At 72.7% G+C, this 23,640-nt stretch carries 17 protein-coding genes and 1 tRNA gene; 7 read left to right on the forward strand and 11 right to left on the reverse strand.

Features of this window, described 5'->3' with window-relative positions; translation table 11 throughout:
- Positions 1–30 precede the first annotated feature (30 nt).
- On the forward strand, positions 31–801 hold the full coding sequence (locus LJB74_RS06510) for a DUF5131 family protein (RefSeq protein WP_259307770.1): 771 nt from the start codon (positions 31–33) through the stop codon (positions 799–801).
- A gap of 277 nt (positions 802–1,078) precedes the next feature.
- On the opposite strand, the gene LJB74_RS06515 is transcribed toward LJB74_RS06510, so the two are convergent.
- Both LJB74_RS06515 and LJB74_RS06520 read right to left on the reverse strand, forming a co-directional pair.
- Positions 1,079–1,152: transfer RNA gene (locus tag LJB74_RS06515), tRNA-Met, on the reverse strand.
- Between the two features lie 65 nt (positions 1,153–1,217).
- Positions 1,218–4,196: a UPF0182 family protein gene (locus LJB74_RS06520; RefSeq protein ID WP_259307771.1), complete on the reverse strand. Its 2,979-nt coding sequence runs from the start codon at positions 4,194–4,196 to the stop codon at positions 1,218–1,220.
- 102 nt (positions 4,197–4,298) lie between these two features.
- Here LJB74_RS06520 and LJB74_RS06525 point away from each other — a divergent pair, with 102 nt between their 5' ends.
- The gene (locus LJB74_RS06525) at positions 4,299–4,883 is read left to right on the forward strand and encodes a PPA1309 family protein (RefSeq protein WP_259307772.1); all 585 of its coding nucleotides are present in this window, start codon (positions 4,299–4,301) and stop codon (positions 4,881–4,883) included.
- Here the strand turns inward: LJB74_RS06525 and LJB74_RS06530 are convergent.
- Together LJB74_RS06530 and LJB74_RS06535 are read right to left on the reverse strand one after the other, a co-directional pair.
- Positions 4,876–6,021, reverse strand: a complete 1,146-nt coding sequence (locus LJB74_RS06530) for a PDZ domain-containing protein (RefSeq protein WP_259307773.1) — start codon at positions 6,019–6,021, stop codon at positions 4,876–4,878. The genes LJB74_RS06525 and LJB74_RS06530 overlap by 8 nt on opposite strands.
- A gap of 69 nt (positions 6,022–6,090) precedes the next feature.
- On the reverse strand, positions 6,091–7,110 hold the full coding sequence (locus LJB74_RS06535; RefSeq protein ID WP_259307774.1) for an NAD-dependent epimerase/dehydratase family protein: 1,020 nt from the start codon (positions 7,108–7,110) through the stop codon (positions 6,091–6,093).
- Between the two features lie 250 nt (positions 7,111–7,360).
- Between LJB74_RS06535 and LJB74_RS06540 the strand changes: the two genes are divergently transcribed.
- The gene (locus LJB74_RS06540; RefSeq protein WP_259307775.1) at positions 7,361–8,755 is read left to right on the forward strand and encodes a zinc-dependent metalloprotease; all 1,395 of its coding nucleotides are present in this window, start codon (positions 7,361–7,363) and stop codon (positions 8,753–8,755) included.
- Between the two features lie 66 nt (positions 8,756–8,821).
- Here the strand turns inward: LJB74_RS06540 and LJB74_RS06545 are convergent, their stop codons facing one another.
- Complete coding sequence (locus LJB74_RS06545; protein ID WP_259307776.1) at positions 8,822–9,445, reverse strand: YgjP-like metallopeptidase domain-containing protein; 624 nt, start codon at positions 9,443–9,445, stop codon at positions 8,822–8,824.
- A 237-nt stretch (positions 9,446–9,682) separates the two neighbouring features.
- Between LJB74_RS06545 and LJB74_RS06550 the strand changes: the two genes are divergently transcribed.
- Positions 9,683–10,756, forward strand: a complete 1,074-nt coding sequence (locus LJB74_RS06550) for a ThiF family adenylyltransferase (protein WP_259307777.1) — start codon at positions 9,683–9,685, stop codon at positions 10,754–10,756.
- Here the strand turns inward: LJB74_RS06550 and LJB74_RS06555 are convergent.
- From LJB74_RS06555 to LJB74_RS06565, 3 genes are all read right to left on the reverse strand, one after another.
- Positions 10,707–11,066, reverse strand: coding sequence for a WhiB family transcriptional regulator (locus LJB74_RS06555; RefSeq protein WP_310650824.1), 360 nt, complete (start codon positions 11,064–11,066; stop codon positions 10,707–10,709). The two genes, LJB74_RS06550 and LJB74_RS06555, sit on opposite strands and share 50 nt — an antisense overlap.
- A gap of 235 nt (positions 11,067–11,301) precedes the next feature.
- The gene (locus LJB74_RS06560) at positions 11,302–11,430 is read right to left on the reverse strand and encodes a hypothetical protein (protein ID WP_259307778.1); all 129 of its coding nucleotides are present in this window, start codon (positions 11,428–11,430) and stop codon (positions 11,302–11,304) included.
- Positions 11,431–11,526: 96 nt separating this feature from the next.
- Positions 11,527–13,575 carry an ATP-dependent DNA helicase UvrD2 gene (locus LJB74_RS06565; protein WP_259307779.1) on the reverse strand — a complete coding sequence of 683 codons (2,049 nt, stop codon included), beginning with the start codon at positions 13,573–13,575 and terminating at the stop codon, positions 11,527–11,529.
- Between the two features lie 135 nt (positions 13,576–13,710).
- Between LJB74_RS06565 and LJB74_RS06570 the strand changes: the two genes are divergently transcribed.
- Both LJB74_RS06570 and LJB74_RS06575 read left to right on the forward strand, forming a co-directional pair.
- Positions 13,711–13,971 carry a mycoredoxin gene (locus tag LJB74_RS06570; protein WP_259307780.1) on the forward strand — a complete coding sequence of 87 codons (261 nt, stop codon included), beginning with the start codon at positions 13,711–13,713 and terminating at the stop codon, positions 13,969–13,971.
- A 105-nt stretch (positions 13,972–14,076) separates the two neighbouring features.
- Positions 14,077–15,690 (forward strand): cation:proton antiporter family protein, encoded by a 1,614-nt coding sequence (locus LJB74_RS06575; protein ID WP_259307781.1) that lies wholly within the window; start codon positions 14,077–14,079, stop codon positions 15,688–15,690.
- A gap of 115 nt (positions 15,691–15,805) precedes the next feature.
- Here the strand turns inward: LJB74_RS06575 and nudC are convergent, their stop codons facing one another.
- Complete coding sequence (gene nudC, locus LJB74_RS06580; RefSeq protein WP_259307782.1) at positions 15,806–16,801, reverse strand: NAD(+) diphosphatase; 996 nt, start codon at positions 16,799–16,801, stop codon at positions 15,806–15,808.
- Between the two features lie 156 nt (positions 16,802–16,957).
- On the opposite strand from nudC, the gene LJB74_RS06585 reads away from it, so the two are divergent.
- Positions 16,958–17,974, forward strand: a complete 1,017-nt coding sequence (locus LJB74_RS06585) for a phosphotransferase (RefSeq protein ID WP_259307783.1) — start codon at positions 16,958–16,960, stop codon at positions 17,972–17,974.
- 77 nt (positions 17,975–18,051) lie between these two features.
- Here the strand turns inward: LJB74_RS06585 and LJB74_RS06590 are convergent, their stop codons facing one another.
- Together LJB74_RS06590 and LJB74_RS20615 are read right to left on the reverse strand one after the other, a co-directional pair.
- Complete coding sequence (locus LJB74_RS06590; RefSeq protein WP_259307784.1) at positions 18,052–21,429, reverse strand: ATP-dependent DNA helicase; 3,378 nt, start codon at positions 21,427–21,429, stop codon at positions 18,052–18,054.
- Complete coding sequence (locus tag LJB74_RS20615; protein ID WP_310650887.1) at positions 21,426–23,447, reverse strand: PD-(D/E)XK nuclease family protein; 2,022 nt, start codon at positions 23,445–23,447, stop codon at positions 21,426–21,428. Before LJB74_RS20615 ends, LJB74_RS06590 begins: the two co-directional genes overlap by 4 nt.
- Positions 23,448–23,640: the final 193 nt, after the last annotated feature.

Raw genomic sequence — 23,640 nt, forward strand, 5'->3', positions numbered from 1 at the left:
CGTGACCACTCAACTACTTGCGACCCTGCGATGAGCGACCGATCGCGGATCGAGTGGACCGAAGCGACGTGGAACCCCGTCACCGGTTGCGACCGCGTCTCGGCCGGGTGCGACAACTGCTACGCACTCACGCTGGCGAAACGGCTCAAAGCCATGGGCGCCGAGAAGTACCAGCAGGACGGTGACCCCCGCACCTCCGGACCCGGCTTCGCCGTCACGACCCACCCAGCGTCGCTGACACAGCCGCGCAAGTGGCGCACGCCCAGGACGGTCTTCGTCAACTCGATGAGCGACCTATTCCACGCGAAGGTGCCCGCAAGCTTCGTCCGCGACGTTTTCGACGTCATGGTCGACACCCCGCAGCACACCTACCAGGTGCTCACCAAGCGCCCCCTACGCGCCGCGCGCATGGCCGATCGGCTGCCCTGGCCACCGAACGTGTGGCTCGGCGTCTCCATTGAGGACATGGCCGTCGCGCACCGCGTGGACCACCTGCGGCGTGTGCCTGCGGCAGTCCGGTTCCTGTCGTGCGAACCGCTGCTCGGTCCTCTCGACGGGCTGAACCTCGAAGGAATCGACTGGGTCATCGCTGGCGGAGAGTCAGGCAACAACTACCGCCCAATGGACATCCGCTGGGCACGCGGCATCCGCGACACCTGTCTGGAGGCTGACGTCCCCTTCTTCTTCAAGCAGTGGGGCGGACGCACCCCCAAGACCCTGGGCCGAGACCTCGACGGGCAGACCTGGGACCAGATGCCCTCAACCTCTGACTCTCACGTCGTTCGACGTCTCGCCACCTGAGGTAGGTCGCAGCGACCCCGTCGGCTCTCCTCCCACGTCCACCGACGCGTCCTGCCGAGCGCGACGTGGGCGGGACGTGCGGTTTCGCCAGCCCCGGCGCCGGGCAAACAAGTGAACCTCGGGCGTCACCGACACGCTCCCCGAGGCGACAACCGCCCCAATCCACCGAAGTCCGCGACCATCCGGCGAGGTCGCCTGCGTACGAATTGCGTACAAGAACGCAAGAGGCCCTCCCTCCCCGAAGGGAGAAAGGGCCTCTGACCTGCTGTCTTACTAGTAGCGGGGGTAGGATTTGAACCTACGACCTCTGGGTTATGAGCCCAGCGAGCTACCGAGCTGCTCCACCCCGCGTCGGTGTCTCCACTGTACGTGACAGTCTGGGACCAGCCAAATCGCTGGTCCCAGACCGCCCGAGGTCACCCCGTGGTGCTGAGGTTGGCCTCCGCAGCGATGGCGGCCTCGATGGCCTTCTGCAGCGCCGTCTGCGCCGCACCGTACGCCGCGAAGTCTCCGGCGGCGAGCGCCTTCTGACCGTCGGCAATCGCGGTGTTCGCCTCGGCGAGCGCCTTCGCGAGCGCGGCCCGCGCCGTGTCGTTCACGGCGCCGCCGGTGGTGCCACCCGTGGTGTCGCCACTCGGGGTGGGCGTCGGCGTCACGGTCGTGCCGTCCGTCGTGGTCGCCCCGGAGTCGCCGCCGAACACCTGGTCGAGGGCCCCGGACAACGTGTTGGCGAAGCCGACCTGGTCACCGAAGGACACCAGGACCTTCTGCAGCAGCGGGAACTTGGTGCCGGTCGAGGACTGCACGTAGACGGGCTGCACGTAGAGCAGTCCCCCACCGACGGGCAATGTCAGGAGGTTCCCGCGGATCACCGTGGAGCTGTCGGTGTTGAGCAGGTTGAGGGTCGTCGACGCCGTCGGGTCGGACGTGAACTTGTTCGCGACCTGGCCGGGGCCGGGCACGGTCGAGTTCCGTGGGAGCTCGATGAGTCTGAGCTTCCCGTACTCGGGACTCTTCACACCCGCGACGTCACCGGCCTCGGCGTCGGCCGCGAGGAACCCGGTGAGGATGCTGCGTTCGACGCTCCCGGTGTTCTGCGGGATGAACGTCGAGGTGAGCGAGAACGCCGGTGTGCTCTGGCTCGGCATCTGCAGCGTCAGGTAGTACGGCGGCTGCGGCTCCTTGGCGGCCGTCCCGGTCTGGGTCGGGTCGTTCGGGACCGCCCAGAAGTCCTGCCCGGTGAAGAAGTCCGACGCGGACGTCACGTGGTACTCGGCGAGCAGGGTCCGCTGGACCTTGAACAGGTCCTCCGGGTACCGCATGTGGCTCATGAGCTGCCCGGAGATCGCCGAGATCGGCTTGAGGGAGGACGGGAACACCTTGTTCCAGGCCTGCAGGACGGGGTCCGTCGGGTCCCACGCGTAGAGCGTGACCTCACCGCTGTACGCGTCGACCGTGGCCTTCACCGAGTTGCGGATGTAGTTGACCTTGGCCGGCAGCAGCGCCTGCACGGTCGACGACGTCGCGGTCAGCGAGTCCGTCGTCGCGTCCTGCAGCGACATCGACGCCGAGTACGGGTAGGCGTCGCTGGTCGTGTAGCCGTCCACGATCCACTTCACGCGGCCGTCGACCACGGCCGGGTACACGCGCCCGTCGAGGGTCAGGTACGGGGCGACCTTGGCGACGCGCTGGCTCGGGTCGCGGTCGTACAGGATCTGCGAGTCGGCCGTCACCCGGTCGGAGAACATGATCTGCTCCGACCCGAACTTGAGCGAGTACAGCAGCTTGTTCCAGAAGCTCCCGATGCTCGGCCCGGCCTTGACGGTCGCGGTCGGGAAGGTGTTGTTGACCTGGCCGCCGGCCTTGTCGTCCGGGTAGTCGAGCTCCCACGGCTTGGTGCCGGAAGGAGCACCGACGATCGAGTAGTCGGGCGAGTCCTGGCCGAAGTAGATCCGCGGCTCGTACGTGCCGAGCCCGCCGTTGGAGGGGATGTCGCCCTCGTAGAACGCCGGCCGACCGTCCGCGCCGGTCGTGTTGCCGTACGCGGCGACGACACCGTAGCCGTGCGTGAAGACGGTGTGGTCGTTGACCCAGTTCTGCTGGTTGGCGCCGAGCCCGGCGAGGTTGAGCTCACGCACCGCGATCACGGTGTCGCGACTCTGTCCATCGATCTTGTAGCGGTCGACGGAGAGCGTGTTGGCGAACTTGTAGTACTGCTTGTTCTGCTGGAGCTGGCTGAACGACGGGCTCACGATCTGCGGGTCCAGCAACCGGATCGACGCCGTCGTCTCGGCGTCGGCGCGCAGCGCCCCCGGCGTGGCCTTCGTGGTCGCGTCGTACGAGCTGACCTGGACGTCGTTCAGTCCGTAGGCGGTCTTCGTCGCGTCGATGTTGCGCTGGATGTACGGCGCCTCGAACTGCTGCTCGTTCGGGGCGACCTGGAAGCGCTGCACGAGTGCCGGGTAGACGCCACCGACCGCGATCGCCGAGACCACCATGACGCCGAGACCGATCGCGGGCAGCCGCCAGTCGCCGCGGAAGGCCGTCACGACGAACACGATCGCCACGAGGATCGCGATCCCCGTGAGGATCTGCTTCGCCGGGATCACGGCGCTGACGTCCGCGTAGGACGCCCCGTCGAACCTGTCCCCCGCACGCGTGAGCAGCGAGTAGCGGTCGAGCCAGTAGTTGCCGGCGATCAGAAGCATCAGCACGGCACCCGTCACGGCGAGCTGGACCCGGGCGGCCTTCGTGGTGCGCGGCGGCTCCCCACCGATCCGGATCCCGCCGTACAGGTACTGCGTCGCGATCCCGGCGATCCCGGCGAGCACGGCCGTCGTCATCAGGAACGACACGATGAAGCGCAACCCGGGCAGCTCGAAGATGTAGAACGACAGGTCGAGACCGAACTGCGGGTCCTTCTGGTGGAACGGCACCCGGTTCGCCCACAGCTGGATCGTCGACCACTGCTGCGACGCCGCGATCCCGGCGAAGATCCCGAGCAGCGCCGGCCCGGCGATGCTCACGAGCCGACGCAGCGGCTCGATCGCCTCGCGGTACTGGTCCAGGCTGACCTGCTCCTGGTTCGACGGCGCGTAGATCGGGCGCGACCTGTACGCGACGGTCAGGCTGACCGCCACGGCGCCACCCATGACGATGAGGCCGGCGAGGAACAGCAGCCCGCGCGTCACCCACTCGACCTGGAGCACCTGCAGGTAGCCGATCTGGCTGAACCACAGCACCTCGGTCCACAGCTGCGCCGTGATGAACAGGGCGATGACCAGGCCCACGAGGATCGCGATCGTCGGTCCGAGAGCACCGCGGCGACCTCGGGCCGACGGTGGGCGCGGCGCTCGGGGCGGGCGCGGGGTGCGGGGCGTGCTGGCAGACGTCACGTCGGGTGTACTTCCTGATCGAGTGCTCGCGGCTGTGCAGCCGTCATGGGTTGAACGCGACGGCAGGTCCCCAGGTTCCCACACGGGTGACACCATGAGGGCATGACCGAGGCCCCGGACCCCGCTGACTCCACCGCCCCTCGTCTGGTGCTTCCCCCCGAGGAGCAGGCGCTCGCGGACGCCGTCCGGGAGATCGAACGCCACGTCGCGACCGGCGGCTGGGACGGTCCGGTGCGCGTCTTCGCCCTCGTGGAGACCGCGCGGGCGCTCGAGACCGACCCGTCGCTCGCGTCACAGCTGCCCGCCGAGGTCGTCGCCGCGGCACGCCGCGACCCCCGGCACCTGACGTCCGTCGAGCAGGAGGACCTGCCGCCCGCGGACGACATCGAGTCCCTGCTCGGCGCCCTGACCTGGCCGCCGACCGTCGACGGCGCGGCGATCGTGCTCGAGCGGGTCGTGCTGCCGCCCGCCGCCGAGGCCACCATGCCCGCGGACCCGGACGCCGCGCTCGCCTACCTGCTCGGCCACCCCGACCGTCAGGACGTCCGCATGGCCGTCGCCGCGATGCGCGACGGCCGCGCGTGGTGCGCGGTCCGCACCCGTGCGAACGACGCGGACGACGCCGTCGGGCAGGGGCGCGACGTCGTCCCCGGCCTGATCGATGCGGTGCGCGCGACGCTCAGCTGACGTCGGCCGCCGTGCACGTCGGCAGCGTGGCGCCCTTGCCTGCGGCGATGGTCTGAACCGCGTTCTCCGCCTCGCGCAGGGTCGAGACCTTCACGACGTGCAGGCCGGCCGGCACGGCCCCGATGACGTCGGCGCAGTTCGACGCCGGCGCGAGGAACCACGTGGCCCCGTCACGCAGCGCACCGTGGAACTTCTGCCGGATGTCGCCGATCGGGCCGACCGTGCCGTCGATGTCGATCGTCCCTGTGCCGGCGATCACGTCACCCTTCGCATCGTCCGCCGGGGTGAGCTTGTCGATGATCCCGAGGGCGAACATCATCCCGGCGCTGGGCCCGCCGATGTCGTTGATCTTGATCTTCACGTCCACCGGCAGGGTGAACGTCGGGTCGATCAGCACGCCGAGCTGGGCTCCGCCGGACTTCTTCGTCCCGGTCACGACCGACAGGTCGAGCGGTGAACCGTTCCGCTTCACCCCGAGGGTGACCGTGTCACCGGGGGTGGTCGCCTTGAGGTCGTCCACGAGGTCCTGGTAGGACACGACCGCCTTGCCGTCGAACGACGTGATCACGTCACCCTTCTCGACGACGCCGCTCGCCCCTGTCCCGGCCGCGTCGCCCGCGATCGTCAACGTCGCCGGCACGGTGTAGCCCAGCTGGGTGAGCGCGGCGACGGTGGCGTTCTCCTGCGAGGACGCCATCTGCTGCTCGCCGGCCTTCGCGACCTCCGCCGAGGTGGCCCCCGTCGGGTACACGGTCTCGACCGGCTGCACCGTGCTGCCGCTCGAGAACCACCCCTCGATCACGTGGAAGACGTCGACCGGGTAGCCGGGGCCGCCCTGCACCGACGCCGTCGTGAGCAGCAGCTTGCCCGTCGTCGGGTACGTCGTGGCGCCCGAGATCGAGATCAGCGGCGAGCCGTCCAGCTCACCGAGGGTGTTGCGGGTCGGCCCGGGAGAGTTGACCACGTACGGCACCGGCAGGAACGCGAGGACCGCGACCAGCACCGCGGTCGCCAGCATCCCGAGACTGAGGGTCACCGACCGGGGTGACGGTGGCGCGACGACGGCAGTCGGTCGCTCGTCGACCGTCTGCTGGGGCTCGGACGGGCCCGGCTGACCGGGCGCGGGGGGCTGAGTCACCGGTCGATCATCCCTCACGTCCCTGGCAGCGACCTCCACACCCCCGCGGGCCGGCCGACGGGACGCCGCTCAGCGGTGCCGGCGGCTGCGCGCCTGCCGCCAGACGGCCGCCGTCCCGATCAGGGCGACCGCCGCACCCGCCGCACCGAGCGCCGTCGCGTCCCGCGCCCCGACGCGACGACCCGCGAGCGCATGACGGCCACGGACCGTCTCCAGCAGGACCAGCAGGCACTCCTCGTTCGACCGCTCCGCCTGCCAACCGGCGGCGGTCAGTCGCGTCGAGGCGACCGTCCACGAGTAGACCGCGTAGGCGAGCTCGGAGGCGGGCGCCGGGAGCACCCCGACGCGGTGCAGCCGCTCCGCCGTGCCGAACGCCGTCACCGGCGGCAGCTCGACGCGCTCCATCCCGGCGGCGAGAGCGACCTGTGCGGACGTCAGCGCACCCGGCGCCCCCACGGTCACCGCCCCGGCAAGACCGTGGACGACGCACGCGACGACCGCGGAGGCGACGTCGTCGACGTGCACGAACTGCCACTCGCGCGCGCTCCCCCGCACCGTCAGCAGGCGCGGCGCCTCGAAGTGCCGGGTGATCAACGTGTCGATGCGCGGCCCGACGACCGCCGCCGGGCGCAGCACGGTGACCAGCGGGCGTCGGCGCCCGACGGCCCGGGCCACCACGGACTCCACCGCGAGCAGGTCGCCGACGATCCCGTCCGTCTCGCCCTGCCCGCCGGGTGCGAGGTCGTCGTCGTCCTCGATCGGGTCGCGGTCCGGCACCGCTCCGTGCACCATCGCCGACGTCACGACGACGACGTGCTGCACCCCTGCTGCGGCCGCCGCCGCGAGGCACCGCTGGGTGTGCGCGACGGCCTCGGACCGCCGGTGCTCCGCGGTGTCCGACCACGAGACCGCCAGGTCACCGGTGTCGGCGACGAGCACCACCACGTCGGTGCCGGTGAGCGCCGTCTGCGGGTCCTCCGGCGGCACCTGCTCGAGCGTCCGCACGTCGGCGGGCGTCGCGGGGCCCAGACCGTGCCGGGAGATCCACGTGGCGACCCCGCCGGCGACGGGACCGACCCCGACGACCACGACCGCAGCCGTCCCGTCCGAGCCACCTCGAGGTGGCTCGCCGGTCCCCTGAGCACTGCGCCCAGAGCGAAAGACACCTCCCGCCATGCGTCCGATGCCTTCCTTCGTGACCGATCCTCGTTACCGTGGTTGCCTGTCGCGTGTGCGGGTCCCCGCCACGCACATCGACAGCGTGCTGACGCATGACGACGCAGTGTCGACCCCCACCGCCTGGTGGTTGCAGTCCTATCGTCCCAGGAGGCGACCCGCGATGAGCACACCCGGTCCGAGCGACGACGCCGAGGTCCCCCAGGAGTGGGAGCAGATGCTCCGCGCGATGTTCGGCGCGGACACCGAGGAGGCCCTGCGGGAGCTCCGCGCCCGGGGGATGGACCCGGCGGCGATGGCCGCGGCCTCCGGCCTCCCGAACGACCCGGCGCTGCTGGGGCAGGTCCTGGCGCAGGTGCGCCGGCTGCTCGCGGCGACCGGCGAGGGCCCGGTGAACTGGGACGTCGCCCACGACGTCGCACGGCAGGTCGCGTCGGCGGAGGGCGACCCGTCCCTCACGACGTCCCAGATCCGGGCGGCCACCGAGGCGATGTCCGTGGCCGAGCTGTGGCTGGACGCCGTCACGGACCTCCCGCCGGCCGGCGGACCGGCACGCGTGTGGAGCCGCTCCGAGTGGGTCGAGCAGACGCTCCCGAGCTGGCGCACCCTGACCGAGCCCGTCGCGTCCTCGCTGTCCGTCGCGTTGTCGTCGGTGCTGGTCGACCACCTCCCGCCCGAGCTGTCCGCCGGCCCTGTCATCCCCGGGACGGCCTCGGACCCGAACCACCTCATGCGCCAGCTCGGGTCGGTCGTGTTCGGGATGCAGGTGGGTCAGGCCGCCGGGACCCTCTCACGAGAGGTGTTCGGCGCCACCGACATCGGGATCCCCCTCGTGCGCGAGCCGTCCACGGTGCTCGTGCCGTCGAACATCGCGACGTTCGCCGACGGGCTCGACGCCCCCGCCGACGAGGTCACGCTGTACCTCGCCCTGCGCGAAGCCGCCCATGCGCGGCTGTTCACGCACGTCACGTGGCTGCGGACGCACCTGCTGGAGATCGTGGCGACCTACGCGCGCGGCATCACGATCGACGCGTCGACGCTCGAGGAGGCCGTCGCCGAGATCGACCCGACGAACCCCGAAGCATTGCAGCAGGCGCTGTCGCGCGGGATCTTCTCGCCGAGCACCACCCCCGAGCAGGACGCCGCGCTCGCACGCCTCGAGACGGCCCTCGCGCTCGTCGAGGGCTGGGTCGACGAGGTGAGCGCTGCCGCGGCGCTCCCGCACCTTCCGCACGCGGTGGCGCTGCGCGAGATGCTGCGGCGTCGCCGCGCCGCGGGCGGGCCGGCCGAGGAGACGTTCGCGACCCTCGTCGGCCTCGAGCTCCGGCCACGGCGGTCCCGTGACGCCGCCGCGCTGTGGGCGCACATCGCCACGAGCGGAGGCACCACCGCGCGGGATGCCGTCTGGGACCACCCGGACCTGATGCCGACGGCCGAGGACCTCGACGACCCGACGGGCTTCGAGCGGCGGCGCGACGAGTCGGCGGAGGCGCACGCCGACCTCGACCGTGCGCTCGCGGAGATCTTCGGGGAGGAGCCCCCGGACCCCACCGAGTAGGGGCCCGTCCCGCCCGACGGCGCGTACTCACGACCGGTGGGGCGTACTCACGACCGGTGAGTGCGTCTACCGGTTCACGCGAGGATCGTCGTCGAGGTCGTCGACGTCCTCCTCCTCGACCTCGGAGCTCTCACCCTGCTCGTCGGCGGCCCGCTGCAGGGCTTCCTGGGCGAACGTCACCCCGTCGAGGAACCCCCGCGCACGCTCGGTCCGCGGATAGGCCCGGACCAGGGCCCAGAAGTCGGGCCCGTGCCCGGCGTGCAGCAGGTGCGTGAGCTCGTGCAGCAGCACGTAGTCCAGCACCCATCGCGGCATGCCCTGGACGCGGTCGGAGATCCGGATGCTCCCGTCCGTCGGCGTGCACGACCCCCACCGGCGGCCCTGGTTCCCGGACCAGGCGACGCTCGTCGGCACCGCGCGACCGCCGAGGTACCGGGCGCTCAGCTCGGTCGCGCGCTGCGAGAGCTGCTCGTCGGACGGGCGTCGACGCCGTTCCTGGTCCCCGAGCCGCCGCAGCATCCGCTGCACCCACTCCCGCTCCTGGGCGCGCGTGAACCTCGCGGGGATCGCGACCACGGTGTGGTCGCCCTCGCGGTAGGCCGTCACGGTCCGCAGGCGACGCCGGCTCCGGCGCACCTCGACAGGACCGTGCTCGCTGTTCGCGTGCACGCCTGCACCGTAGCGGGTCATACCGCGTGATGACCTGTTGTTCACCTTCTGGTCATCTTTTCCCCAGTTTCCGGGGACTTGTCCACACCCCGATCCACATCCCGTGGACGACGCGTCGCACAACGACGGGCTTCACGCACCGCTGCCTGTGGACAACTCTCGGAGCGCCATGCCCCCGTGCCAGAGTGGGCCCGGCCCGCCGAGACCCCGGCACCGGACCTCCGGCACCTGCGAGCCGGCACGAGAGAGGAGGCCACGATGCGACTTCGACCCGGGCTCGACCTGCTCTGGCGCTCCCCCGGCGAGGTGCAGATCGGGACCGACCCCCGGTGGGCCGTGCGGCTCTCCGGGCTCACCGATCCCGAGGTCGATCTCCTGACCGGCGCCGAACCCGGCTCGACGGTCGAGGCGCTCCGCACGTCCGCCACGCGCCACGGGATCCCGGCGGACCGCGTCGGGGCCCTCCTGCAGGCGCTCGACCAGGCACGTGTCCTGTGCCCGATCCCCGCCCGCCCACCGGCGACCGGCACCGCGACACTGCTCTCCGGCGCCGCAGCCGACGCGAGCGCCTGGTCCACCGTGCTGGAGGACGGCGACGGCGCCGCGCACGTGCGAGACCGCTCGGCACGCACGGTGGGGATCGTCGGCCTGGGGCGGCTCGGGCTCCAGACCGCGGTGGTCCTCGCAGCGGCCGGGATCGGCACGGTCCTCCTCCAGGACGACGGCCTCGTCACGAGCGCCGACCTCGGCGTCGGCGGCTACCTGCCACGCGACGTCGGCTCACCCCGCGTCGAGGCAGCGCACCGCATCGTGCACGACGCGAACGCCGCCGTCCGCACGCAGGCACCCGCCCGCACGGAGCCCGACCTGCTGGTCCTGATCGAGCACGGCGCCGCCGACCCGGCCCGGTCCCGCCTGTCGATGTCCGCCGGCGTCGCCCACCTGTCGGTCGTCGTCCAGGAGGCCGGCGTCCTCGTCGGGCCCCTGGTCGTCCCGGGTGTGACGCCGTGCCTGCGGTGCGTCGACCTGTGGCGCGCGGACGTGGACGACCGGTGGGGCGTCGTCGTCGCCCAGCTCGCGGCGGCCGCGCGACCGCACGGCCCCGAGGAGAGTGCGCTCGCGGCGGTGGCAGGTTCGCTCGCCGCCGCTCAGGCCCTCGCGCACCTGGACGGCAGGACGCCGACGGTACGCGGGGCCGGTCTCGAGGTGTCGCTCCCCGAGGCCGTGCCCCGCGTGCGGTCGTGGGCGGTGCACCCGGACTGCGGGTGCGGGGCGATCCCCGTCACGCCGCCGGTGACTGCGTCTTGCGCGGGCGACCGCGTCCTCGCTTGACCGGGACGACCACACCGTCGACGAAGACCTCGCCGCCCCAGACGCCCCAGGGCTCGGCGCGATCGATCGCGCCGGCGAGGCACCCTTCCATGAGCGGGCACTGGCGGCACAGCGCCTTGGCCCGCTCGACCTGGTCGGTCTGCTCCGCGAACCAGAGCTCGGGGTCGCCGGCCCGGCACGGGATGAGGTCCGCGATCACGCGGTCGAACTGCCGTCGTTCCTCGTCGGCAGTGGTGGTCGGCGACGTGTCGGGGGGCCAGGGTCCTGATCCGCCGTTGTTCACCGTGTCGAGCAGCGTCGTGAGCCGCACGATGTCCTCCTGATGTCCTTGCGATGATCTGCTGTGAGGTGGGGACACCAGGCCGGCGGTCCACCGCTCACGGACGGAGCAGGAAAGACGAAGGCCGTGGATCCCGAGAGGGACTCCACGGCCTGGGAGATCAGGGTCCGGTCAGACCGTCATGATCCCGAGGGGTGGAGTCGCGGAGAGGGGAAAGCGCCGCGGAGCGCCGCGAGGAACGCAGCATCGCGAAGGCGGTTGAGCGTCATCCGACGCTCCCGGCGACGGGCGCAGCGATCCCCTGGAACCGCGTCGAGGTGGGCGCGAGGGAACGCGGGACGACGATCGCAGCGCAGTACGCCACGCCGATCTCCGCAATCCTGGTTGTCTTCAATGCACCCACCTCCTTCTCTTTCGGGCATCGCAGGCGACGCCGCACGTTCGAGGACGTTGCTCACCCTAGGCTCGCCCGTCCGGACGGCACAACTGATTAATCGACCCAACTTCCGGAAGGTGCCGCGGAGCGCTCCGGTACCCCGGCGGTCCCGGCAGTCCCGGCGACGATCGCGAGGATCGTCGCCCCGTACTGCGCGAGCTTGGCCGGTCCCATCCCCTTGATCGCGGCGAGCTCGGGCAACGTCGCCGGGCGGAGCTCGGCGATGGCCTCGAGGGTGCGGTCGACCAGGACGGTGAATGCCGGGAGCCCCGCATCGACGGCGACACCGGACCGCCAGCTCGCCAGTCGGTCGTACAGCCCGGCGTCGAACTCACCGGTCAACGGACCGCCCCGCGCCACCCGACCGCGACCGCGCGAGGACGCCGCCGCGGGCTCGGGCCACAGCCCGTCGAGGAACCGGCTGCGACGCCGGGTCGCCCGGCCACCCGGGGTGCGCGACCGCGCGAACGAGAGCTCCAGGTGCTCGCGCGCACGCGTGATGCCCACGTACAGCAACCGCCGTTCCTCGGCGACAGCCGCGTCGGTCTCCGCGAGCGAGATCGGCATCAGCCCCTCGCTCAGGCCGGCGAGGAACACCGCATCCCACTCAAGTCCCTTGGCGGCGTGCAACGACGCGAGCGTGACGCCCTCGACGGTCGGGGCGTGCTGCGCCGACGCGCGCTCGTCGAGCTCGGTGAGGAAGTCCGCGTACGACGCCTGGAACCGGGCCGCGAGATCGTCGGCAAGACCCACCAGCGCCTGCATCGACTCCCACCGCTCACGGACCGCACCACGGGCCGCCGGCGGCTCGGGCGACCACCCGGCGGAGAGCAGGACGTCGCGGACCGTCTCGACCATCGGCGTCTCCGCATCGGCGGACCGGCCGGCGCCACGCAGGAGCACCATCGCGTCCCGGACCTCGCGGCGGGCGAAGAACCGCTCGCCACCGCGTACGAGGTAGCCGATGCCGGCCGCTGCGAGCGCCTGCTCGAAGGGTTCGGACTGTGCGTTCGTGCGGTACAGCACCGCGATCTCGCTCGGACGCGTGCCCGCAGCCACGAGCCGCGCGACCCGTTGCGCCACCCCGGTGGCCTCGACGTCGTCGTCGTCGTAGACGGTGAAACCGATCGGAGGACCGTCGGGCCGCTGCGCGACCAGCTCGAGGGGAGCCGCTCCCCTGCCTCGCGCGTCGCGTCGCGCCAGCAGCCGGTTGGCGAGCGACACGACCTGCGGCGTCGAGCGGTAGTCCCGGACCAGCCGGATCACCTGCGCGGTGGGGTGCTGCGACCGGAAGGTCAGGAGGTGGTGCGGGGTCGCACCCGTGAACGAGTAGATCGTCTGGCTCGGGTCTCCCACCACGCACAGCTCCTGGCGACCCCCGAGCCACTGGTCGAGCAGGAACTGCTGCAGCGGGGAGACGTCCTGGTACTCGTCCACCACGAAGTGCCGGTACTGCGCGCGCACCTCCTCGGCGACGTCGCGACGTGAGTGGAGCATGTCCCCGAGCATGAGCAGGACGTCCTCGAAGTCGATCACGCCACGTTCGGTCTTGACGTCCTCGTAGGCCGTGATCAGCCGCGCGACCGCCTGGTGGTCGTAACCGGAGGGCGCCGGCCGGTCGATCGCCGCGGTCGCCCGGACGTAGTCGTCCGCCGTGACGAGGCTGACCTTCGACCACTCGACCTCCGACGCGAGGTCCCGCACCGCCAACCGGTCCACGTCCAGCCCGAGCCGACTCGCGGCCTCCGCGATCGCGGTGGCCTTGTGCTCGAGGATCCGGGGCGGGGCGCCACCGATGACCTTCGGCCAGAAGAAGCCGAGCTGCCGCAGCGCCGCGGCGTGGAAGGTCCGCGCCTGCACCCCTCCGACGCCGAGCTCCCGCAGGCGGGTCCGCATCTCACCGGCGGCCCGCGCGGTGAACGTGACCGCCAGCACCGCGGACGGACGATAGACCCCCGTCCGCACCCCGTAGGCGATCCGGTGCGTGATCGCCCGCGTCTTCCCGGTCCCGGCCCCCGCGAGCACGCACACCGGTCCCGCCAGGGCGAGGGCGACCTCACGCTGGTCGGGGTCGAGGGCGTCGAGAAGGTCGTCGGCTGACATCGGGTCGATCCTCCCAGGTCCGACCGACATCAGCGGCGCCGAGGGTCCGGCGGACGGATCTGCGGCACACGGGAAGGACAACCGCCACGGCGGTGTTCAGTACCGTGACGAACCACCGACGCGCGACGAGGAACCATGACGACGCAGACCCTCCCCGAAGACGGCACCATCACGATGTACTCGACCGCATGGTGCGGTTACTGCCGACGCCTGAAGTCGCAGCTCGACACCGCCGGGATCGGCTACGTCGAGGTCAACATCGAGGAGGTCCCCGGCGCCGCGGCGTTCGTCGAGCAGGTCAACGGCGGCAACCAGACCGTGCCGACCATCCTCTTCCCGGACGGCAGCGCAGCCACCAACCCGTCCCTCGCCGAGGTCCGCGCCCGGCTCTCCTGAGCAGGCGACCCGGCGTCCGGACTGGGCCGATCCGGTCCGATCAGACGCCCGGGCTGGGCCGGGACCCGTCCGGTGCCCGACAATGGGCCCGGCGGGAGGAGGCCGATGACGGTAGCAGCGCTGTACCTGGCGGCCGCGTTCGCGGGCGGGCTCGTCGCGGTGCTGCTGCGCCTGCCGCCGCTGGTCGGGTTCCTCGTCGCCGGGTTCGCCCTCGGAGCGGCCGGCGCACCCGACCTGCCCTACCTGTCCACGATCTCCAACCTCGGCGTCGTGCTCCTGCTGTTCGCGATCGGGCTCAAGCTCGACGCGCGCTTCCTGCTGCGCCGTGAGGTCTGGCTGACGACCACCGTGCACCTCGTGCTCAGCGTCGCTCTTGGGGTGGGATTCCTCGGCCTCCTGTCGGTGCTCGGCGCCACCCTCGTCGCGGACGAGTCCGTCGGCGCGCTGGCGCTGATCGGCTTCGCGCTGTCGTTCTCGTCGACCGTCTTCGTCGTCAAGATGCTCGAGGAGCGCTCGGACGCGCGGAGCCTGTACGGACGGATCGCCGTCGGGGTGCTCGTCGTGCAGGACATCGCGGCCGTGGCCTTCATGAGCGTCGCCGGTGGCTCCGCACCGAGCCCGTGGGCGTTCGCGCTGGTGCTGCTGATCCCGGGCACCTGGGTGCTGCACCGGATCTGGAACCTGGTCGGGCACGGCGAGCTGCAGGCCCTGTTCGGCGTGATGGTCGGCGTGGGCCTGGGCTACGCGCTGTTCGAGGCCGTGGGCATCTCCGGCGACGTCGGCGCGCTGGTCGTCGGCATCCTGCTGGCCCGCCACCCGCACGCCGGCGACCTGTCCCGATCCCTGATGACCTTCAAGGACCTCATGCTCGTGGGGTTCTTCCTCGAGATCGGCCTGCACGGCGGCCCCACCGCGTCCGAGCTGGTGATCGCCGTGCTGCTGCTGATCCTGCTCCCGCTGCAGGTCGCCGCCTATGCGGTGCTGCTGTGGATGATGCGGATGCGGCGCCGCACGGCGTTCCTGGCCGGGCTCGCGCTCGCCAACTACTCCGAGTTCGGCATCATCGTCGTGGTCGTGGGCGCGAGCAACGGCCTGCTCCGTGAGGAGTGGGTCGTGGTGATCGCGCTCGCCGTGGCGCTCAGCTTCGTGCTGGCCGCGATCGTCAACCGGCGCGGGGTCGAGCTCGCGACCAGGCTCGTGCCGCTGCTCCCGCACCACGGCAACGCCGTCCTGCACCCGGACGACCGGCTCGTCGACATCGGGGAGGCCGACGCGGTGGTGCTCGGGCTGGGCCGGATCGGCGCGGCCACGTACACGCGGCTCCGTGACGACTACGGCCTCCGGGTCGTCGGGGTCGAGCACGACGAGGTGCGGATCGCCGAGCTGCACGACCTCGGCTTCGACCTGTTCCGCGCCGACGCGACCGACCTGGAGTTCTGGAACCGGGTCGAGCGCGCTGGGAGCGTCCGGGTCGCGGTCCTCGCGATGCCGTTCCACAAGGCGAACCTCATCGCCCTGGCCCGGCTGAAGACCGCAGGCTTCACCGGTCGCGTCGCCGCGGTGGCGCGCTACGACGACGACGTCGCCGAGCTGCGGCGGCACGGCGCCCACGCCGTCTTCCACCTCTACGGCTCCGCCGGTGCGGCGCTCGCGGACCACGCCGCCGAGTTCCTGGTGGACGAGCTGCCGTCACCCGGACCAGATCCCGCGCCACGCTAGGTTCGCACGGTCGTCAGGTCGGTGACAGCCCGGTCATGGGGGCGACGTGGACGCCGCGTCACGGAGGCGACATGGACGCCGGGTCCCGGGGGCAGGTGGACGCCGCGCAGCGACGCTAGCGACCCTCGGACCAGCCCGGTCCTTCGACAGGTCCCGTGAGCGGCCCGCCGAACCAGTCCTCGATCAGCGCACGGGCGATCGACGTGCGCGACGGCAGCACCACCTCCGCCGCCCGCACGGCGTCGTCGAGCTCGCGCCGCGTGAACCACCTCGCTTGCGTGACCTCGACCCCGTCGACCGTCACCTCGGTCGTGAGCGCCCGCCCTCGGAAGCCGAGCATCAACGACGCCGGGAACGGCCACGGCTGGCTGGACACGTACTCGACGTCGCCGACCAGGACACCGACCTCCTCGCGCACCTCCCGTCGGACCGCCTGCTCGAGCGGCTCCCCCGGCTCGACGTAGCCCGCCAGCGTGGAGAACCGGCCCGGCGACCACGTCGCCGCATGGCCGAGGAGCAGCCGGTCGTCCACGTCGGTCACCGCCATGATCACCGCCGGGTCGGTCCGCGGGTAGTGCAGGCTGCCGTCCTGGGTGCAGCGGCGGACCCAGCCGGACTCCTCCACCACGGTCGCCGACCCGCACCGGGGACACCGCGGATGGCTGGCGTGCCAGGCGGCGAGAGCGACGGCTGTGGTCGCGAGCCCGACGTCCTGCGGCGAGAGATCCGTCCCGATCTCACGCAACGGCGACCACCTCAGGTGCGGTGCCACGACGGCGAACGGTTCCTCGTCCGGGATGCCCTCGAGGTCGGCGTGCGCCTCTGGCTCCGGCACGTGCAGCCCGAGGTAGGCCGTGCCGTCGTCCGCCACCCCGAGGAGGAGCCACTCGGCGGCAGGTCCGACGACAGGGACGACCTTCGCCGGAGGCAGCACGGCGAGCATCACCTGATCGGCGACGGGGCCGGGAACGGTGGCGACGAGACCACGCCGGACCAGCACCACCCGGGCCTGGGGGTCGTCGACGAGACGGTCCAGGAGACCTGGCTCGGTGCGGCGCACCCCGGCGCGGTCGATCGCGGACCGGGACAGCGGGAGATCTGACCACTCCATCTGCCCACGGTACGTCGCACCGGCGGCACACCCGAACCCCGTCCACGGGATCCACCGCGGACGCGCGGCGCGTGGGGCGAGGTCGGGTCCACCCGGGTGGGGACACGCCTGCGCGGTACCGGGGCTACCGGCGCCCGCCGACCTACGCTGGATGACGTGCCACGCTCACCCCTCGCTCTCGCCGCACTCGCGACCGTCGCCATCCCCGGTCTCGACGCGTTCGACGTGCGTCGGCCTCGCGACTCGGGGGGTGAGGTCGACACGGCCGTCGTGATCGACGCGACGCGCCAACGCTGGGTGGTCCGTGCGCCGATCGGCCCGGCGGCCGGTGCCGCGCTCGAGGCCGAGGTCGGACTCCTCGAGCTGCTCGTCGAGCAGGTCGACGCGGACCGGTTGCCGTTCGCCGTGCCGCGGATCGCCGGCTTCGCCCACCTGCCCGAGGGCGGACGCGCCGTCGTCCACGCGGAGCTGCCCGGGCGACCGCTGCGGCTCGAGACGCTCCAGCCGGGGCCCGGGCTCGCCGCATCGCTCGGCCGGGCCCTCGCGGCGCTGCACGAGCTCCCGACGTCGGTCGTCGAGAACGCCGGCCTGCCCGCGTACGACGCCGAGGCCTACCGGCAGCGACGGATGGCCGAGGTCGACGAGGCGGCACGCACCGGCAAGGTCCCCGTGCGCCTGCTTCGCCGCTGGGAGGCGGCACTGGAGAACGTGGCGGTCTGGCGCTTCCAGCCGACCGTCGTCCACGGGGACCTCACGGTCGAGAACGTCCTGGTCGCGGAGGGCGACGTCAGCGCGATCCTCGGCTGGGGCGAGACCAAGGTCGCGGACCCCGCCGACGACCTCGCCTGGCTCATGGTCGCCGCGCCGCACGACGCTGCGGAGTCGGTCATGGAGGCCTACCAGCTCCGGCGCACCGAGCTCCTCGACCCGCACCTGTCCGAACGCGCGTACCTCGCGGGTGAGCTCGCCCTGGCGCGGTGGCTCCTGTACGGCGTGCGGTCGAACGACGCGGAGATCGTCGCGGATGCCGTGCAGATGCTCGAGGACCTCGATGCCTCGACGGCCCCGGAGGACCTGCTCGAGGATGACGGCCTCGACCTGGTGCCGGCGAGTGCACCGGCGCAGGAGGACGGCGGGGACGTCGCCCGCTTCTCGTTCCGCGACACGTTCTGACCGCGCGGCCGCACCGCCGGCACATCGGCGCGGACCTGCCTGCCGCTGTGAGGTCGGCGAGCACGGCCCGGACGCCGCTACCGCGGTACCGGTAGCCCGGGCGCCGTCACGTCGGTGAGGAACGCCTCGATCTCCTGCTCACCGAGCAGCCGTTCCGGGTAGACGGTCTCGCCGGTGGTGACGTAGAAGAAGGCGGCCCGCACGTCGTCGAGGGGCGTCCCCGTCCAGCGCGACCACGCCAGTCGGTACACCGCGAGCTGGAGCTCGCGCGAGCGCGCGGAGTCGGCGTCCGTGGGCGGGCGACCCGTCTTCCAGTCGACGACGACGACCGGGCGGGTCGTCCGGTCGGTCCCTGACGCCGACCCGGACCTGTCGGGGTCGGGGAAGACCGCGTCGATCCGCGAGCGCAGCACGTAGCCCGCCACGGGGGTCTCGATGTCGACCTCCACGGCGACCGGCACCCGGTCGGCCCATGGGCTCCGCAGGAAGCTCTCCCGCAGCACGTGCTCGTCCGGGGTCGTCCGGTCGGCGTCGTCGTCGGGTCCGGGGAGGTCCTCGAGGTCGACCAGGGCGGGTGCGGCGTAGTGGGACTCGACCCACGCGTGGAATCGCGTGCCGCGGCGCGCCTGGGGCGACGGTTCGAGCGGGACGGGCCGACGCAGCGCCCCGGCGAACGCTTCCGGGTCGGCGGACAGCCGGACGACAGCGGACGCCGAGAGGTGCGCCGGCAGCTCGACGCCCGGGTCGGGCGCCGTCTGCCGGTGCCGCTCGGCGAGCAGCAGCTCGACGTCGCGGGTGCGTTGGTTCGTGCCGGTCGCGACTGGCGTGACCGGCGTGACTGTCACACCGCTCGTGCCGGTCGTGGCTGGTGTCCCGGGCGTGCCGGTCGTGCCCGTCGTGTCCTTGGGTTCCGACGGGTCCACGAGGTGGCGGCGCACGGCGTCCGCCGCCCGTTCGAGTGCCGCGCGGCGGCCGTCGGGAGCGTCCGGCCGTGGCCAGACAGGCAGGTCGGCACCGCTCGGCGGCTCGGGTCGCGCCTCGGTGGGACCCTCCAGGCTGCCGTCGACGGTGAGGAGGCCGGCCTCGACGAGCTCGGACAGGAACACCGCAGGCGGGTGTGCCGTCGTCGCCTCCCGCCAGTACGACCCCGTCAGGAGCAGGTGGCGCCGCGCGCGGGTCACCGCGACGTACGCGAGCCGCCGCTCCTCCCGCAACTGGTGCGCGCCCGAGTCGACGACGAACTGCTCACGGCGGAGATCGAGCTCCTTGGGGCTGCCGGCCCCCTGGTAGGCGAAGGCCGGCAGGTCACCGGCGTCGCCGCGCAACGGGTAGGGCAGCGTGCCGAGCCCGGTCAACCACCCGGAGTCACGCGGACCGTTCGGTCCGAGGACACGGATCGCGGGGAAGACGCCGTCGCTCAGGCCGGCGACGGCGACCACGTCCCATTCGAGCCCCTTGGCCCCGTGCACGGTGATGAGCTGCACCGCGTCCGGGTCGGGGTCGGCGACGGGGCGGTCCAGACCTCGCTCCTCGCGCTCGGCGGCCTCGAGCCAGGCGAGGAAGGCCCCGAGCGTCGGCAGCGGCGAGTCGCCGGCGAAGTCCGCCGCGACCCCGCGGAACGCGTCCAGGTTCGAGCGTCCTCGCCCGGCACCGAGCCCCGGCCGTGCACTCACCTCGATGTCGAGGCGCAGGAGGCGTTCGGCCTCGGCCACGAGCTCGGGCAACGAGAGGTAGGTGTGCTCGCGCAGCAGCCGCAGGGCCGTGGCGAGGTCGGCGAGACGGTCCTGGGCGGCCGTGCTGAACACCCGTCCATGGCGGCTCGTCCATCCGGCTCGTGGGAGCTCCTCGAGGGCGTCGACGATGCTGCGGTCGTCGACCACATCGCCCTCGAGCTCGACCTGGGTCGGTCGCGCGCCGACGAGCTCGGACGACCAGTCGGCGAGGGCGTGCAGGTCGGCGGCCCCGAGCCTCAGTCGGGGACCCGTCAGCAGCCGCATCAGGGCGTCCCCACGTGACGGGTCGTGGGCCGCCTGCAGCGCCGCGACCAGGTCGGTCACCTCGGGTGAGGTCAGCAGCCCGCCGAGCCCGACGACCTCGACCGGGATGCCCCGGTTGCGCAGCGCCTCGCGGATCGCGGGGAACTGGGCCCGCTTGCGGCACAGCACCGCCGCGGTGACCGGTGGCGCGACCCGGCCGCCGCGACGTGACGTCGGTCGCCAGCGTCCGGCGACGAACTCGGCGATCGCGGCGGACTCGGCGGCCTCGTTCTCGGCGTAGTGCGCGCGGACCTCGCCCGGCCCCGCGCCGGGGCGGGCGCGCAGCGGCGGGTCGCTCACGTCACGTCCGGCGGTACGGAGCTCGGCGGACACCGCGTTCGCGACGTCGAGGACGGCCTGGTCGTTGCGCCACGAGACGCTCAGGCTCAGCCGCTGCGCACGCTCACGTGCCCCGTCCGGGGTGGTGCGGGAGAACTGGTCCCGGAACCGCTCGAGCCCACCGGCGCTCGCCCCGCGCCATCCGTAGATGGACTGCTGCGGGTCCCCGACGGCCATGACGGGGTGCCCGTCGCCGAACAGCTGGTGCAGGAGCCGAGCCTGCACCACCGAGGTGTCCTGGTACTCGTCGAGCAGCACCGCTCGGAACCGCGCGCGTTCGCCCTCGCGAACCGCCGGGACGTCGCGGGCGAGCTGTTCGGCCAACGCCACCTGGTCCCCGAAGTCGAGGGCCTCGTCCGCGCGCTTGCGGCGGCGATAGGCGTCCACGACGTCCAGCACCCGCAGCCGCTCCTCGAGGGACGCCACGAGAGCGAGCACCTTGGCGTACGGCGCACGGGGGCGGTCGCCTGCGGGCGTCGCGACGATCGTGTCGATGAGGTCGCGGATCCGTCTGCGTGCCTCGTCGGGCGTCAGGACGTGCTCGTTGAGCGCACCGTCGAGGGACCGGACCGCGGCCACGACCGTCGAGACGGCGGCGTCCGTCGCGAGGTCCTCGCCCCAGTGCTCGACGACGTCGCTCGCGAGCTGCCACTGCGCCGCCTCACCGAGCACCCGGGCTCCGGGTTCGATCCCGATCCGGAGCACGTGGTCGCCCACGAGGGAGGCGGCGTACGAGTTGTAGGTCGAGATCGTCGGGCGGACGAGGTCGAGCGCACCCTGTGCCGTGACCGAGCCGGGGAGAGCGCGGTCGAGGTGCCGCAGCCGCACCGTCACCCGCTCGCGCAGCTCCCCCGCGGCCTTGCGCGTGAACGTCAGCCCAAGGACCTGGTCCGGCTCGACCAGCCCGTTGGCAACCAGGTAGACGACCCGCGCAGCCATGGTCTCGGTCTTCCCGGACCCGGCACCGGCGACCACGAGCACCGGCTCGAGCGGCGCCTCGATGATCGCCTGCTGCTCCTCGGTGGGCTGGTGCGGCTGCCGCAGCAGCCGCGAGATCTCGATGGCACTGAACCGGGTCATCCGCCGACCTGCTCGCCGTCGTCCTGCGCGGGACAGCTGCGCCGCACCGGGCACATCGGGCACAGGTCGTTGACGGTCGCCGTGAAGCACGACGCCGCCATCGCGTCGACGGCCTCGGCGATCGCTCGGTGCCCATGGGTGAGGCCCGTCTCGTCGGGCTCGAGCGCGGGCTGACTGCGCTCGGCGTACCCCTTGTTGACGTCCCCGACGAACACGAGCCGGGCGCCTGCGCTACGGGTCCCCTCCGGAAGGCCCTCGAACGCTCCCGAGTCGACGGCGAGCTGGTAGCTGCCGAGCTGGGGGTTCTCCTCGCTCTCCTCCTGCTTCGGGGCTCGCCGGCCCGTCTTCAGATCGACCACCTCGACCTCGCCGTCGCCGTGGCGTTCGAGCCGGTCGGCCGTGCCGCGCACCCGCGCCCGGCCGACGTCGAGCGTGAACGGGGCCTCCAGCAGCACCGGCTCCCCCGCCTGCGCGAGGTAGTCGGCGAGCCGGTGGATCATCCGGTCGGCCCGTCGCCTCTCGGCGGTCGCGGTCCAGCCGTCGCCGAGGCCGAGCTCGCCCCACCGCCGGTCGAGCTCGGTCGACAGCTCGGCGTACGTCCCGCGCGGAAGGTCGTGCGCGAGCGCGTGCACGAGGGTCCCGAGCGACTGGCTCGTGGCTCCCGGCGCCGTGCCGCCCGCGCTCTCGAGCGCCCATCGCAGGGCGCACGTCCGGACGAGCTCCACCTTCGAGGGCGACACCGGGACGATCGCGTCCGCGTCCCACAACGGCTCCTCGCTGGACAGAGGCGCGAGCCCGTACCACTGCCTCGGGTCAGCGCCGTCGACCCCCTCGCGCGCGAGCACCGCCAGCAGCCGCGCCGCCTCGTCGTCCGGCACGGCGTCCGTCGCCGCCCCCGTCCCGACACTCTCCTCGAGGTCTGCTCGCAGGCCGGCCACGATCCCGCTGAGATCGAGAGGGCGACCGGCGACCGTCCGACGAGGGTCCCGGCCGTCCTCCTGCTCGTCCTCCCCCACCTGCACGAGGTCGACGAACGAGGACGGGACGAGATCCTCCCCGTCGACCGCCGTGACCAGGAGCGACACCCTGGCGCGCGACGTCGCGACGAGGAACGACCGCAGCTCGTCGGCGAGGACCGCCCGACGCGCCTGGGCCGTCGACTCCCCGGGTCCGGCGTCGCGCCCGTCGCAGATCTCGACGAGCCGACCGGCCCCGAGCAACGAGTCCCGGAGCCGGAGATCGGGCCAGACCCCGTCCTGCACCCCGGCGACCACGACGTGGTCCCACTCGCGCCCGGCCGCCCCGGCGGGGTCAGGACGGCCACCGCCCCACGCGCGCTGGCCCGCGCCGCGAGGGTGTCGGCCGGGAGGTCCTGGGACTGGAGGTACTCGAGGAACGCACGGGGCGGGGCCTGCGGGAGGCGGTCGACGAACGTCTCGGCCGCGCGGAACAGCGCGAGGACCGCGTCCAGGTCGCGGTCCGCCCGGGCGCCCATCGCCCCGCCCGCGAGCGCCGTACGACGCCAGCTCTCGGCCACGTCCGCACCGGCCCACAACGCCCACAGCACGGTCTGCACGTCCGCTCCGGGTCGTTCCACCGCGGCGCGTCCGGCGGCGAGCGACCTCGCCACCCGCCCGGCTCCGCGTCGGACGGTGACCGGGAGCGACTCGACGCGCGCCGGGTCGGCCAGCACCTCGACGATCAGGGCATCGCTCGCGCGCCCGCCGCCGCCGGCGATCTCCTCGGCGCGCAGGGCCCGTCGCAGCCGTCGCAGCCCGATGCTGTCGAGCCCACCGAGCGGAGAGGCGAGCAGGGTGACCGCAGCCTCCGCGGCGAGCTCCGTCGCCTCGCCCTCGAGCACGCACTCCAACGCCACGAGCAGCGGACGGACCGCCGGCTCCTGGCGCAGGGCGAGGTCGCTCCCGATCACGGCGACCGGGACCGATGCCGCCGCGAGCGCACGACGGAGCGCGGCGACCTGCCCACCGGTGCGCGCGACGACCGCCATCGACTCCCACGGAGCGTCATGGTGCAGGTGGGCACGCCGCAGGTGCTGCGCGATGAAGGCCGCCTCCTGGGCGGTGCTCGGCAGCAGGGCGACCCGCACCGGGTCACCTGGCGGCCGCGGCTCCGCGGCACGACCTGCCTCGACGGACCGGTGTGCAGCGACGCCGCTCGTGGGGAGAGCCTCCGTCACCCGCCGCACCGCGT

The organism is Cellulomonas sp. P24, from assembly GCF_024704385.1.
GTDB lineage: Bacteria > Actinomycetota > Actinomycetes > Actinomycetales > Cellulomonadaceae > JAJDFX01.